Consider the following 13,846-nt stretch of genomic DNA (forward strand, 5'->3'; position numbering starts at 1 on the left):
CCTCGGGTGGCAATCTGCACGGCCATCCACTGCCCCTACCCATCCCTCCTCCCGATAGGAACCCGATGCTCTCCCCCCTGCTGATTCAGGTCATCTCCGTCGTTGCGATCGTCATCGCACTCCTCGCACTGCTCACCTTCATCTCCCGCCGCATCAGGCGCGTGCCGCCGAACGAAGCCCTCGTGATCGTCGGCCGCGGCGCCGGCCGCGCAGCCCCCGAACAGTCGTCGGGGCAACGCGTCGTCATCGGAGGCCGCACCTTCGTCTGGCCGATCCTGCAGCAGGGCTTCGCGATCTCGCTCGAACAGCGTCAGATCGGCATCACCGTCGAGGGCGTCGACAAGAACCGCATCAAGATCGCGATCAAGGCCTCGATCAACTTCAAGGTGAGCGGCACCGAAGACGGGGTGCGGCGTGCTGCGCAGCGCTTCCTCTCGCAGCAGGAGCTGCTGACCGAGATCATCAAGGAGTCGCTCGAAGGATCGCTCCGCTCGATCGTCGGCGACATGACGATCGAACAGATCATCTCCGACCGCAAGAGCCTCTCCGACCGAGTCGTGTCCGAGACGAAGACCGACCTCGTCGAACAGGGCCTCCAGGTCGACCTGCTGAACATCTCCGACATCTCCACCCCCGGTAGCGAATACCTCGCGAACCTCGGTCGCGCCGAAGCCGCGCGGGCTCGCCAGGTCGCCGAGGTCAGCGAAGCCGAGGCGGCACGGGTGAGCGAGTTCGCGCGCATCGAGGCCGCCGAGCAGGTCGCCGAGCGTCAGAAGGCGCTGAGCCTGAAGCAAGCCACGATCAAGGCGGAGACCGACCGGGCCAACGCCGAGGCAAACGCATCCGGCCAGCTCGCCACGGCCGAGCAAGACAAGCTCGTCGCCGTGCAGGAGCGCGACGCGCTCTCCGAGCAGGCGCTCGTGACGCAGGAGCGCCTCGACATCGAGGTTCGCAAGCCGGCTGAGGCCGAGGCGTACGCCGAGGTGCAACGCGCCACAGCCCAGCGCGACGCGGCGAACGCCGCGACCGAAGCCGACGCATACAAGCGCACCAAGATCGCCGAAGCCAACAAGGTCGCGGCCGTGCAAGACGCCGAAGCATCCGCCACCTCCGTGCGCTTCTCAGGCGAGGCAGAGCGCGACCGACAGGTCGCCCTCGCCGCGGGTATCCGTGCCGACGGCGAAGCGCGCGCCGCAGCGGTGCAGGCACAGGGCCTCGCCGATGCTGCAGCGACCGACGCCAAGGCGATCGCCCTCAAGAAGTACGGTGAGGCAGCGCTCGCGCAGGAGATCATCTCGCGCCTGCCCGAGATCGTGCGTGCCGCCGCCGAGCCGATCTCGAACATCAAGAACCTCACGGTCGTCTCGACAGACGGCGCGAGCGCGATCACGAAGACCGTCGGGCAGGTGCTGAGCGAAGGCACGGAGGTCGTGAAGTCACTGACGGGACTCGATGTCGGGTCGATCCTCGCCGGCCTCGCCGGCGGGCAGCTCACGAAGGCCGACAGCGCCACCACGACCGCCACCGAGTAACCTCGGCGCTCTCTCGTAACACGATCGACGAACGAGGGTGTGTGTCGCGCGACGCACACCCTCGCGGCTCCAACCGGCCTTCAGCTCCGGGTTCGTCGGGCTGCACTGCCTTCGGCATCGATCGCCCGCGCCGCATATCGTCGACATACCGAGATCACCACGCGATGTCGGTCACGCGGTCATGACTGCTCCATTTGCGTATCGGATGCCGCGAGAGCGAGCCCGGTCAGCTCCGCAAGCGAGGCGACGGTATTGCCGCCGAACGCCTCCCTCACGGCGAATCCGTTCGGCGTGACGTCGAAGATCGCATGGTCGGTGTAGACCCGTGTGACGCAGCCGACGCCGGTGAGCGGATACGTGCACGCCGCGACGAGTTTGGAGGAGCCGTCTTTCGCGAGCAGATCCGTCATGACGTACACCGACTTCGCGCCGATCGCGAGGTCCATCGCGCCGCCGACCGCGGGGATCGCACCGGGCGCACCGGTCGACCAGTTCGCAAGATCGCCGGACTGCGACACCTGGAACGCCCCGAGCACGCAGACATCGAGGTGCCCGCCGCGCATCATCGCGAAGGAGTCCGCGTGGTGGAAGTACGCGGCTCCCGGCGATGCAGTCACCGGCTGTTTTCCCGCGTTGATCAGATCGGGGTCGATGCGGCCCGCTTCGGGAGCAGTACCCATTCCGAGCAGTCCGTTCTCGGTGTGCAGGATGATCTCGAGGTCGTCGGGCAGATAATTCGCAACGAGCGTCGGTGCTCCGATGCCGAGGTTCACGTAGGAACCCTCGGGGATGTCCGCGGCGATGCGCACCGCGAGCTCGTCACGGGTGATGCGGGCGCTCACTGGGCCTCCTCGCTCGCGGCGAGCGGTCGTCCTTCGATGTCGACGCCGCCGACGAACACTCCATCGTGCACCCACGAGCGGGGGCCGACAGCGACGAGGCGGTTCACGAAGATCCCGGGGGTCACCACGGCCTCGGGGTCGAGTGCCCCCAACTCGACGACATCATCCACCTGGGCGATCGTCGTCGTCGCGGCGGTCGCCATGATCGGGCCGAAGTTGCGCGCTGTCTCGCGATAGACGAGGTTTCCCCATCGGTCGCCCGTCAACGCGGAGATGAGCGCGAAGTCCGCCCTGATCGGATACTCCAGCACATACGCGCGCCCGTCGATCTCCCGGCGCTCTTTGCCCTCGGCGAGCTGTGTGCCGACGCCGGTCGGCGAGAAGAACGCACCGATTCCGGCCCCGGCAGCGCGAATGCGTTCGGCCAGGTTTCCCTGAGGCACGAGGTCCAGTTCGATCTCCCCGGCCCGGTACAGCCCGTCGAACACCCACGAATCGTGCTGCCGCGGGAACGAGCAGATGATCTTGCGCACCCGCTTCGCCGCGAGCAGGGCTGCAAGGCCCGTGTCGCCGTTTCCGGCATTGTTGTTGACGATCGTGAGGTCGGATGCACCGTGGGCGATGAGGGCGTCGATGAGCTCGACGGGCTGACCGGCCCGCCCGAAGCCGCCGATCATCACGGTCGCGCCGTCCGTGATGTCGGCGACCGCGGTGGCGGCGTCGGGAACCCTCTTGTCGATCACCTGCCCTCCCCGGAATCGGATCGAGTGAACACTTCGGCTGCGATGCGGAAGGCGGTGTTCGCGGCCGGAACGCCCGAGTAGACGGCAGACTGCAGGATCACCTCGCTGATCTCGTCGATCGTGAGTCCGTTGCGCAGCGCTCCGCGCAGGTGCATCGCGAGCTCCTCGTGATGACCGTTCGCGATCAGAGACGACAGCACCGCGATCGACCGGGAGCGCCGGTCGAGGCCTGGCCTCGACCAGACGTCACCCCAGGCGACGCGGGTGATGAAGTCCTGCCAGTCCGCGGTGAGTTCGGTGGTGTTCGCGTCTGCGCGGTCGACGTGCGCATCGGAGAGCACCGCACGGCGCACGGCCATGCCCTGTTCGTAGCGCTCCGCGTCAGTGAGCCCTGCACCAGCGGGTCTGGTCATGATGCCTCCTCCTCGGAGTCGAAGAACTCGAGCAACAGCCCCGCGATCGTCGCGGCCTGTTCCGCGGGCGGCAGGTGCGCGGCATCCGCAATTCTGGCGACCCGTCCGGTCTGCACACCGGATGCGATCTCCTGCGCCTTCTCCTCGGGCGCTACGGCGTCGTACTCGCCCCAGGCTGCGAGTACCGGCGCGGCGATGTCAGCGAGCCTGCTTCGCACGTCGTAGGCGGCGAGGGCCTCGCAGCAGCGTGCGTAGCTCTCGTCGTCGGCGTCCTGCAGCACGTGCAGGAGTCGCCCGGACAGCTCCGGTTCGCGGGCGATGGAGTCGGGTGCGAACCAGCGTTGCGCGGCGGGGATGAGCAGGCTGGAGGTGCTCTCGGCGCGTACCTTGGCTGCGCGCGCCGCCCAGTCGTCCGGGGTGCCGAGCTGCGCGCCGGAGGCGATGATCGCGGCGCTCAGTACGCGGTCCGGATGCCGGAGCAGGAGCTCCAGTCCGACCGCTCCTCCGAGCGACACGCCGGCGTAGCGGAAGGGTCCTCTGCTCGACACGGCTCGTGCGACGGCATCGGCGAGCTCGCCGACGGTGAACGGCTCCGCCGACGGGGCGGAAGCGCCATGCCCCGGGAGGTCCCAGGTGGTGACCCGATACCGCCGGGCGAGCATCGGGATGCAGTGCTCCCAGAGGATCCCGGAAGTGCCGAGTGATGGCCCGAGAACGAGCAGCGGCGCTCCTTCCGGTCCGACCGGATCGGTCAGCGCGATGTCGGGTGTGGTCACGGCAATTCCTTCTCCGCACTGGCGATCGCCTCGTCGACGAGTGGGCCGGCGAGCCCGGTGTACTGCGCGGGATCGAGCAGCTCGCCGAGGTCGGCGCCGCCCGCCGCTTCCTGCACGAGCGCCGCCAACGATTCACCGGCACTCCCACGCGCGAGGATGTCCGCCACGCCATCCGCGCCGATGGTCGGCGTGAGACGGATCGACAGTCGTTCCGCGACGATGAGTCCGTCGGTGAGTGCCAGATTGCGGGCGACGGCCTCACGGTTCACCCGGAGTCCGGCGAGCAGATCCGCGGCGGTGCCGCTCGCGCCGCGCGTCAGGCGCAGCAGCTCGCGCAGCGTCGGCCATTCGGCGTGCCACGCACCATCCGGCCGCTCGTCGACGGCGAGTGCCGCGGCGGTGTGCAGCGTGGCTCCCAAGTGGGGTGCGCGGATCGCGGCGGAACGGATCAGAATGGATGCTGCCGGGTTCCGCTTCTGGGGCATCGCGCTGGAGCCGCCGCCGGTGCCCTCCGCCAATTCGCCGATCTCGGTGCGGCTGAGCGTGGCGACGTCAGCGGCGATGGCGCCGAGTGCGTCGTTCACCTGCACGAGCGCATCGGCCAGCTCGGTCACGGGCCAGCGAGTGGTGTGCCAGGGCGCCGCGGGCGCCGCGAGCCGCAGTTCGGACGCGAACGCAGCGGGGAGATCAGCCGCGGCATCCGCCCCGCCGATCTCGACGAAGGATGACAGCGTGCCGCCTGCGCCGCCCAGCTGTGCCGGCAGCCCGGCCACCGCATCGCCGAGCCGTGCGCGGGCTCGCGAGACCGCGCGCAGCCACGTGGCCATCCGCAGTCCGACCGTGGTCGGAACGCCGTGTTGCGTGAGAGTGCGAGCTGCGGCGGCGACGTCTCGCTGAGCTCTGGCGAGCTCGATGAGCCGGCGCTCCGTTCTCACGAGATCCTGCTGGATCCGCTCACCTGCACGGCAAGCGGTGACCATCAGCGCGGAGTCGAGGATGTCCTGGCTCGTCGCACCGCGATGCACCCATGCCGCACCCTCCCCTCCGACTCGCGTGCGAAGCAACGCGACCAAGGGGATCACCGGGTTTCCCCCGGCACGTGCGGCAGTCGCGACCGCGGCGGTGGAGAGCAGGAAGGCGTCAGCCGGCCGGGCCGATCCTGTCTCGCCGAGGGCGGCCACGACCTCGGCAACGGCCTGCGCCGGTGCCACCCCGACCGCGCCCCACGCCTTCGCGAGTGCCACTTCGACTGCGACCAGATGCGCGAGGATCACGGCATCCGTCGTGTCCTCTTCGAACTCGACGGTGACAGGTGAGAGCAGGCCGATGTCGAACGGCGTTCCCGGTTCAGAAGGCAAGGAAGATGGTCTCCTTCTCCCCCTGCAGCCGGATGTCGTGGTGGAGATATCCGTCGGGGGTGCGCGTTGCGATGAGCGTAGCCCGTTCATCGGCGGGGAGGGTGGCGAGAAGTGCATCGGCGTCGAGGGCGGGCTCGTCGTCGGGCAGGTAGATGCGGGTGTGCAGCTTGTTCGGGAGGCCGCGAGCGTAGACGATCGCGGCGACGAAGGCCGCCGCGCCGTCGGTCGTGGCGCCGGGGTTCCGCGTCCAGAATTCGTAGTGCCCCTCATCGTTCGTGAAGGCGCGCCCGAAGCCCGTGAACGTGTGACCGTCTCGTCGGAACGAACCTCGCGCTCGCGGCACCGAGCCGTCGGCGCCTGGCGAGAAGATCTCCACGAAGGCGTCCGGCACGGGCGATCCGTTGCCGTCGTACACGGTGCCTCCGAGCACGATCGCTCCCGGCGAATGCGGATGCACGAGCTGATTCATCAGCGGGAACTCGACGCCGTAGGCGAAGAAGGGCCCGACGGTCTGCCCCGGTGTCGGTCGGTGCGTTCGTGCGGGTACGGGCACGTCACTCCCCCTCGGGTTCGAACCAGGTGGCATCGAGTCCGTCGACGACGATGTCGAAGCGATACCCCGTCGACCACTCGGGAGAAGTGAGGTCGTGGTCGTAGACGCTGATGAGCGCATCTCGATCCTTCTGCCGCCAGATCGTGTTGTAGATGGGGTCGAGGGCGAACAGCGGGTCGCCCGGGAAATACATCTGGGTCACGAGCCGCTGGGTGAACGACGAACCGAAGATCGAGAAGTGGATATGCGCCGGACGCCACGCGTTCACGTGGTTCTTCCACGGATACGGGCCCGGCTTGATCGTCGTGAAGACGTACTCGCCGTCATCGTTCGTGACGGCCCGCCCGGCACCCGTGAAGTTCGGATCGAGGGGGGCCGGGTGCTGGTCACGCTGATGGATGTAGCGACCGGCGGAGTTGGCCTGCCAGATTTCGATCAGTTGATCCGCCACCGGGCGACCCCAGGAGTCGAGCAGTCGTCCGCGCACGGTCATCCGCTCACCGAGCGGCTCACCGGCGTGCTGGATCGTGAGATCGGACTCGACCACGGCGACGTCGCGCTGACCGAATGCCGGGGAGAGCAGTTCGATCGTCTCCGGGTCGACGAGCTTCGGGTTCTTGGTCGGATGCCGCAGGATGCTGGAGCGATACGGCGGGAAATCGTGCATCGTCGCAGGCAGCCTCTCGCCGGCGGCCTCGCGTTGCTCGTATGCCGCGTGCAGGTCCTGGATCTCCTGAGTGATCCCCCGCTGCGAGGCCTGATCGGATGACTGGAGCGGCGACTCCGGAGCTGCGGTTGCGCGGTCTGACATGGGCCTCCTTCAACACCTCAACGGGCTGTTCACATCCTCCGCCGGATACGGCCGCTACCGAGCCTTACTCCCGATCAATGGGATTCGAACTCGATCTCTGTCATGCTGTCGCTGTGGCCAACTCACCCTCCGGCGACTCCTCGACCGATCGCCTGGTGCGGATCCTGGAGACGTTCACTCCCACCCGAACCGTGCAGACGACCGCCGAGATCGGTCGGCGATCGAGGCTCCCCTCATCCAGTGCCCACCGCATCGTCGCAGAGCTCGTCGAAGCCGGACTCCTCGAGCGCGACGACACTCGGCGCGTGCGCATCGGCATGCGGCTCTGGGAGCTCGCCACACGCTCTTCCGGCGCACTGCGCCTGCGTCAGGCGGCGATGCCGTTCATGGAGCGCGTGCAGGCGAGGGTGCGCGAGCACACCCAACTCGCCATTCTCGAGCAAGACGAGGCACTGTTCCTGGAGCGACTCAGCAGCCCGAGCTCCGGCTCGAACATCACCCGGGTCGCCGGTCGGCTGCCGCTGCACGCCTCCAGCTCCGGACTGGTGCTGCTGGCCTTCGCCGACCACGACGTTCAGGACCGCATCCTCGCAGCCCCGCTGACGTCCCTCACCCGCGCGACCCTGTCCGACCCGGCAGCCGTACGGCGCAAGCTCGCGGAGGTGCGTGTACTCGGTCATGCAGTCGCACCCGGCTACATCGAAGAGGTCTCCACCGGCATCGCCGTACCGATTCGGGATGAGACGTCGACGGTCATCGCCGCACTCTCCGTCGTTCTTCCTCGGGGGGCGGAGTCGGAGTACGCGCTCGTGGAGCTGCACCGCGCGGCTCGCGACATCGAGCGGGTACTGGGCTTCCGCCGCTGAGCACGGAATCCCGATGAACGGGATCGCGCCCCGGAACGAGCTGGCGACGTGCACACAATGTGAACCAGCCGCGCGACGGCCCAGTGCCGTCCGCTCGTCGAGGGAGTCGCCATGAGCACCACCGTCCGCACGCAGGTCGCCATCGTCGGCGCGGGCCCCGCCGGTCTGGTGCTCTCCCAGCTGCTCGCGGATGCCGGGATTTCTTCGATCGTCATCGACCAGCGCTCCCGCGACGAGATCGAGACGACGATCCGCGCCGGCATCCTCGAACAGGGCACGGTCGACCTCCTCGCCGCCATTGATCCGAACTCACGCGTTCACACCACCGGCCAGCGGCACGACGGAATCGAGTTGCGATTCCAGGGCGAGGGGCACCGGATCGACTTCCCCGGCCTCGTCGGGCGCAGCGTCTGGCTGTATCCGCAGCACGAGGTGCTCACGGATCTTCTCTCGCTCCGACTGGGAGCAGGACAGGATCTCCGCTTCGGCGTCACAGCGACGCACATCGAGGGTGTCGAGGGCGACCGGCCGCGCGTCATCGCGACCGACGCGAACGGCGGCGTCCTCGAGCTCGACGCCGACTTCGTCGTCGGGGCCGACGGCTCGCGCAGCGTCGTCCGCGCAGCCGTCACGGGCTCTGCGACCGGCGGATACTTCCGCGAGTACCCGTTCGCCTGGTTCGGCATCCTCTGCGAGGCGCCGCCGAGCTCTCACGAACTCATCTACAGCAATTCGGATGCCGGTTTCGCACTCATCAGCCAGCGCAGCTCCGAAGTGCAGCGGATGTACTTCCAGTGCGATCCCGACGCCGACCCGAGCGCGATGAGCGAGACGGAGATCTGGGAGACGCTGCAGGAACGAGTACCGGGTTCGACGTTGACCGAGGGCCCGATCTTCCAACGCGATGTGCTCCGCTTCCGCAGCTTCGTCGCCCACGAGCTCCGCCACGGCCGCGCTGCACTCGTCGGCGATGCCGCGCACACGGTTCCGCCGACCGGCGCGAAGGGCATGAACCTCGCCGTGGCCGACGTCATCGTGCTCGCCGAGGCTCTGCGCCCCCTGCTCCGCGAAAATGACTCCCGCCTCATCGACGACTATGCCGAACTCGCCCTGAAGCGCATCTGGAAGGCGCAACACTTCTCCTGGTGGATGACGAACATGCTCCATATCGCACCGGATGCAGCCGACTTTGACCGGCGCCGTCAGCTCGGCGAGCTGCGCTCCGTCGTCGAGTCGGAAGCCGGCCGCACCTACCTTGCGGAGGCGTACACGGGATGGCCGGTCAGGTGACTCGGTAGGCGATGTATCGCACCATGGAGGCGTGCCGCTCGGCGACGGCGATGTCCACCGATTTCTCGAAGTCGCGTGGAGGGTTGCCACTCAATGGGACCCCGCACTCCACACCCTCAGCTGACCAGGTGAGCCGCGTCGAGATGACGGCGGGCCGCGACGATCGCAAGGCGGGCGTGCTCCTTCGCACCGACCTGCGCCACGAGCATCGCGCGCGGGATCTCCAGCGCGAACGGAATGCCCGCCGGCAAGGCCGCGAGGATGCCGAGCATGTCGATCTCGCCCTCGCCGGGAAAGAGCCGCTCGAAGCGTGCGGTGTGAATCAATCCTGCCGTGGTGGTGGGAATCCCTCCTGGGGCGTCGCACACGTGGGCGTAGTGGAACCACTCGGGCGGGAGCTCGCGCAAGTCGTCCACGCTGGATCCCGACCGGGCGAAGTGCAGGAGGTCGATGAGCATCCCGGCGTTGGGTTGGTCTGCCGTTCGCAGGACCCGGGTGGCCTCGGTCAGGTTCGGGGTTTCCGTCCATGACGGAAACTCCAGGTCGATGGTCAAGCCGAGAGGCAGGGCCAACTGACACAGCTCGGCGAATCGATCAGATTTGCGTGAGAAATCCGAGTCCGGCAGTTGCGTGATGACGTGACGCGCTCCGAGCTCGGCGCCGGCCTCCAGGAAGCGCAGATAGTCGCGCGGATTGTCTCCGGAGGTCATCCGCGCGAGCTCGATGTCGAGCACTTCGATGCCGGTCGCGGCGAGGTGTGTCTTGGTCGCGCGCATCAATGCCGGGTCGTATGCCAGAGGGTAGTAGGGCTCCTGCGCCGTGACCTTGGTCATCCGCAGGCCCACATAGCGGTAGCCAGCGGCGGCGGCGGCATCGACCAGCTCGGGAGGTGACAGGCTCAGAGCGGTCAGGTGGGCGAGCGAGTAGTGGTGCCGGTGTTCGGATGAGGATTCATCCGGCGCGCTCGCCATCATGCGCAGCCGCTGACGACGGTGCGCGGCCATGCGCAACGGAACACTGTGGGGGTCACCGAAGCCGTCATAACCGTTGATGCGCTGTGCCACCTCGAAGAACACGCGCGAACCCAGCATCTCGGTGAAGAAGTGCAGGAACTCTCCACCACGCTCGTCGCGGTCGTACAGGATCGAGTTCTCACGAAGAAGGTCGACGAACTCGGCCTGCAGGGAGAAGCGGGCGTCGAGATTGTCGTAGTAGTTGTCCGGGATCTCGAGGATCGGTGCCCCGCGCTCACGCATGATCTTCGCGCAAGCGATCGCGTCATCCGTGGCGAACGCGACGAGTTGCGGGCTCGACACACCGGGCGCCCAATCGCCACGCCGCAGCGGAGTGGTGCTCAACGTGATGCGCACGCCTCCGCTGGGATCGCTTGCCGACCAGTTTCGGATGAGACCGAAGGGAGCGGTGACTTCCGTGGACTCCCCGGGTACGAGGCCGAGGACGGCGCGGAAGAACAACGTGGACTGATCGAAGTCGTCGATCGACTCGGTGATCGACACATGATCGATCTCCCCGAGGAGTGGGGACGGGCGAGCCGCTGTTCCGGTCGGCTTGAAGTCGTCGAGCCACTGACGCCGACCTGCGGAATCGCAGAAGAACAGCGCAGTGCCGTCCGGCGTGGCCACGGAGCTCAGGTCGGTCTCATCAGGTCCGCGAGGTCGGGCAAGCTTCGGCGCCAACAGCTTCTGCGCCCGTTGCATCGAAGCAGTCGCGTCCGCACTCTCGACCGCGAGCGCACAGATCGATGCAGTGGCCGGGTCGATCGATCGCTCCGGGGCGAGGTTGAGCAGGAGCCGAGCACCACCCTGCTCCCACAACTGCACCGGCTTGGAACGGTGCTGCCCGACATGGGAGAACCCGAGGGCGTCGAGGACACGTGAAACCAAGGGGGCCGACACCTCATCCACAGCGAGCTCCGCGAACGCGAAGCCCGCAAGCCGAGGAGCCGGCGTCACGTCGCCGTGAGAGAACTGCTGGAGAACATCGCCCGAGCCGCGTGCGGCTACCGCCTCTGCGAGCGCAAGCATCGAGCGCATCGCGTCGGTGGCGGCGTGTCTGGGATCTTCCTGCTGGTAGACGTCATTGAACACCTCGAGAGCGATCGGGCCGGCGTATCCCATGGTCAGGATCTGACCGAGGAAACCCGCGACGTCGAGTGAGCCCTGTCCGGGGAACATCCGGTAATGAAGGCTCCACTCGCGGACATCCATATTCAATCGGGGTGCATCGGCGAGCTGGACGTGGAACACCTTGTCGATGTCCATCTGCGCGATGACGCCGGGATCGTTGTCCACCGAGAGAACATGGAAGCTGTCGAGACACAGACCGAGCGCGGGGTGGTCGACTCGTTGAACGATGCGCCAGGCGTCCTCGTGCGTACGAACACGTCCCCAAGGCACGGCTTCGTACGCGAGCCGCAGCCCGCGTTGCTCGGCGCGCTCTGCAATGGCGTGCAGCTGCTCCGCCGTGAGATCGTCGTCGTCGAGTCCCCTCGCGGTCCTGGCTGAGCAGCACACCAGGACGCGCGCACCGAGCTCGGACAGCAAGTCGAACGTCCGCTCCGCGCGACGCAAGCTGGCGCCGAACAGCTCGGGCGGAACCGTCTCGACGTGAAACGGCTGATACACCTCGACCGACAGACCGAGGCCCGCAGCCTCCTCGGCCAGACGGCGAGGCGACCACGGCGACATGACGAGGTCGTACTCGAGCATCTCCACGCCGGCGAAGCCGGCGGCGGCGGCGGCGCGCAGTTTGTCCTCGAGCGTGCCGGACAAGCACACGGTCGAGATGGAGACGTTCTGCGCACCAGGTACGACGTTCATGAGCGGACCGCCTAACGGATCAATGAGTCGTTCTTGTGCCCGCGGAGGTCATTGCGTCGCGACGTGCTCGATCGTTTCGCCCGGCGAGTAGATGTCCAGAATGTTCCAGTGGCCGGTCGTCGGCGTCGGCACGTTCACCATCGACACGTCGATCACGACCGGACTGCCGAGCGCGATCGCCCGCTGGAGGGCGGGCTTGAACTCCGCAGCCGAATCGACCCTGATGCCGGTGACCCCGTACGCTTCCGCGATCGCCGCGAAGTCCGTGTACATGGGATCGTCAGCGTTGCCGAAGACGGTCCCGTAAGTGGTGTCGAAGGCGGCCTTCTCGAGTCCTGCGATGGTGCCGAAGGCGTTGTTGTTCATCACGACCCAGACGACGGCGACACCCTGCTCGCGCGCCGTGGCGAGCACCGCGGGGTTCTGTCCGAAGCCACCGTCCCCCACGAGAGAGACGACGACGCGATCCGGGTGGGCGATCTTGGCGCCGACGGCGGCCGGCGCGCCGAAGCCCATGGTCGCGAAGCCGCCCGGTGTGAGGAACGTGCCTGGGGTGAGGATGTCGAACTGCTGACCGACCCCGTTCTTGTTCCAGCCCACATCCGTGGTGATGATCGCGTCGCGCGGCAGCACCTCCCGAGTCTCGGAGAGGATACGCTCGGGCCGCATGGGCCATGCGTCGGAGACCTGGGCATCCGCGTTCTGGAGCTTCATCGCCGCGCGGTTCCCGGCGATCTGTGCGAGCAGCTCGGTGCGCTGCAGACCTGCCGGGGCGAGGCGCCGCGCGACCCGGATGAGCACGGTCAGCGCGGACTTGAGGTCTGCCAGTGCGCCGATCTCGAGCGGGTAGTTGCGCCCCAGCTCGGCAGGATCGATGTCGATCTGCATGAGCTTCGTAGCCGGGATGTCGAAGGTGTACTCGGTGTACCACGAGCTCGAGTCGGCTTCCGCGAATCGGGTGCCGAGTGCGAGGATCCAGTCGGCGGTTCGCGTCGTCTCGTTGGTGAACGCCGTCCCCCAGAATCCCGTCATGCCCAGGACCAGGGGGTTATCGTCGGGCACTGCGCCCTTGCCCATGAGGCTGTGCGCGATGGGCAGCGACAGCAGGCCGGCGAACTCGGCGAGCTCGGCGGCCGCGTCCGCCGCGACGATGCCGCCGCCGACGTAGAGCACGGGCTTCTTGGCAGCAAGCAGGCTCCGCACGATCTGCTCGGCGACCGCCTCATCGAGGCTGGGCCTCGCGAGCGAGCGGGTGTTGCCGACCACCTTGTCGAACAGTGCGATATCGACCTCCGCTGAGAACACGTCCATGGGCACGTCGACGAGAACGGGCCCGGGGCGGCCGCTCGCCGCAAGGGTGAACGCCTTGTCCAGCACCTCGGCGATGAGGTGCGGCCGATCGACGCGCCACGCCCGCTTGACGAACGGCCGATAGATCTCGTACTGGGCCGCATCGGCATGGAGATTGATCTCCTGATGCGGGTGCTTCCCGAAGTAATGCGTCGGCACGTCGCCCGCGATGACGACCATCGGGATCGAGTCGAGCGCGGCGTTCGCCACTCCCGTTGCGGCATTCGTCAGCCCAGGGCCGAGGTGCGTGAGTACGACTCCTGTCCGCTTGGTCGCCCGTGCGTAGCCGTCCGCAGCGTGGGCGGCGATCTGCTCGTGACGCACGTTCACGAAGGAGATCCGGTCGCTCTTCTCGAGGGCTGCGAGCAGCGCGATGTTCGTATGCCCGCACAACCCGAAGACATGCTCGACCTCGCGCGCTTCCAGATAACGGACGATCTGGTTGGACACCAGGTCCTTCATTGCGATCTCC

General features: G+C 67.5%; 12 protein-coding genes. 3 read left to right on the forward strand and 9 right to left on the reverse strand.

Annotated elements, in window-relative coordinates; translation table 11 throughout:
• The first annotated feature begins 65 nt into the window (after positions 1–65).
• A complete protein-coding gene (locus tag AC1C2T_RS16975; RefSeq protein ID WP_495386068.1) occupies positions 66–1,532 on the forward strand; it encodes a flotillin family protein in 1,467 nt (488 codons plus the stop codon).
• Positions 1,533–1,711: 179 nt separating this feature from the next.
• Here AC1C2T_RS16975 and AC1C2T_RS16980 read toward each other — a convergent pair whose 3' ends face one another.
• The 7 genes from AC1C2T_RS16980 to pcaH are packed head-to-tail and all read right to left on the reverse strand — an operon-like array spanning position 1,712 to position 7,028.
• Positions 1,712–2,374: a 3-oxoacid CoA-transferase subunit B gene (locus tag AC1C2T_RS16980; protein ID WP_495386069.1), complete on the reverse strand. Its 663-nt coding sequence runs from the start codon at positions 2,372–2,374 to the stop codon at positions 1,712–1,714.
• Positions 2,371–3,117, reverse strand: coding sequence for a 3-oxoacid CoA-transferase subunit A (locus tag AC1C2T_RS16985; RefSeq protein ID WP_495386070.1), 747 nt, complete (start codon positions 3,115–3,117; stop codon positions 2,371–2,373). The genes AC1C2T_RS16980 and AC1C2T_RS16985 overlap by 4 nt, the downstream gene beginning before the upstream one ends.
• Complete coding sequence (gene pcaC / locus AC1C2T_RS16990) at positions 3,114–3,530, reverse strand: 4-carboxymuconolactone decarboxylase (RefSeq protein WP_495386071.1); 417 nt, start codon at positions 3,528–3,530, stop codon at positions 3,114–3,116. Before pcaC ends, AC1C2T_RS16985 begins: the two co-directional genes overlap by 4 nt.
• Positions 3,527–4,306: an alpha/beta fold hydrolase gene (locus tag AC1C2T_RS16995; protein ID WP_495386072.1), complete on the reverse strand. Its 780-nt coding sequence runs from the start codon at positions 4,304–4,306 to the stop codon at positions 3,527–3,529. Before AC1C2T_RS16995 ends, pcaC begins: the two co-directional genes overlap by 4 nt.
• Complete coding sequence (locus AC1C2T_RS17000; protein WP_495386073.1) at positions 4,303–5,664, reverse strand: lyase family protein; 1,362 nt, start codon at positions 5,662–5,664, stop codon at positions 4,303–4,305. The genes AC1C2T_RS16995 and AC1C2T_RS17000 overlap by 4 nt, the downstream gene beginning before the upstream one ends.
• Complete coding sequence (pcaG, locus tag AC1C2T_RS17005; RefSeq protein WP_495360097.1) at positions 5,654–6,217, reverse strand: protocatechuate 3,4-dioxygenase subunit alpha; 564 nt, start codon at positions 6,215–6,217, stop codon at positions 5,654–5,656. Before pcaG ends, AC1C2T_RS17000 begins: the two co-directional genes overlap by 11 nt.
• A 1-nt stretch (position 6,218) precedes the next feature.
• Positions 6,219–7,028 carry a protocatechuate 3,4-dioxygenase subunit beta gene (gene pcaH, locus AC1C2T_RS17010; RefSeq protein WP_495360098.1) on the reverse strand — a complete coding sequence of 270 codons (810 nt, stop codon included), beginning with the start codon at positions 7,026–7,028 and terminating at the stop codon, positions 6,219–6,221.
• 113 nt (positions 7,029–7,141) lie between these two features.
• On the opposite strand from pcaH, the gene AC1C2T_RS17015 reads away from it, so the two are divergent.
• Positions 7,142–7,894, forward strand: coding sequence for an IclR family transcriptional regulator (locus AC1C2T_RS17015; RefSeq protein ID WP_495360099.1), 753 nt, complete (start codon positions 7,142–7,144; stop codon positions 7,892–7,894).
• Positions 7,895–8,005: 111 nt separating this feature from the next.
• Positions 8,006–9,184 carry a 4-hydroxybenzoate 3-monooxygenase gene (locus AC1C2T_RS17020; protein WP_495386074.1) on the forward strand — a complete coding sequence of 393 codons (1,179 nt, stop codon included), beginning with the start codon at positions 8,006–8,008 and terminating at the stop codon, positions 9,182–9,184.
• Positions 9,185–9,300: 116 nt separating this feature from the next.
• On the opposite strand, the gene AC1C2T_RS17025 is transcribed toward AC1C2T_RS17020, so the two are convergent.
• Together AC1C2T_RS17025 and AC1C2T_RS17030 are read right to left on the reverse strand one after the other, a co-directional pair.
• Positions 9,301–12,024, reverse strand: a complete 2,724-nt coding sequence (locus AC1C2T_RS17025; RefSeq protein ID WP_495386075.1) for a TIM barrel protein — start codon at positions 12,022–12,024, stop codon at positions 9,301–9,303.
• A gap of 48 nt (positions 12,025–12,072) precedes the next feature.
• On the reverse strand, positions 12,073–13,836 hold the full coding sequence (locus AC1C2T_RS17030; RefSeq protein ID WP_495360102.1) for a thiamine pyrophosphate-binding protein: 1,764 nt from the start codon (positions 13,834–13,836) through the stop codon (positions 12,073–12,075).
• Positions 13,837–13,846 lie beyond the last annotated feature (10 nt).

The organism is Agromyces sp. Y558 (assembly GCF_059445415.1).

Excerpts from the sequence above, each read along its gene's own strand:
- AC1C2T_RS16975 (WP_495386068.1), top strand. The coding sequence starts at position 66 with ATGCTCTCCCCCCTGCTGATTCAGGTCATCTCCGTCGTTGCGATCGTC.
- pcaC (WP_495386071.1), bottom strand. The coding sequence starts at position 3,530 with ATGACCAGACCCGCTGGTGCAGGGCTCACTGACGCGGAGCGCTACGAA.
- pcaH (WP_495360098.1), bottom strand. The coding sequence starts at position 7,028 with ATGTCAGACCGCGCAACCGCAGCTCCGGAGTCGCCGCTCCAGTCATCC.
- AC1C2T_RS17020 (WP_495386074.1), top strand. The coding sequence starts at position 8,006 with ATGAGCACCACCGTCCGCACGCAGGTCGCCATCGTCGGCGCGGGCCCC.
- AC1C2T_RS17025 (WP_495386075.1), bottom strand. The coding sequence starts at position 12,024 with ATGAACGTCGTACCTGGTGCGCAGAACGTCTCCATCTCGACCGTGTGC.
- AC1C2T_RS17030 (WP_495360102.1), bottom strand. The coding sequence starts at position 13,836 with ATGAAGGACCTGGTGTCCAACCAGATCGTCCGTTATCTGGAAGCGCGC.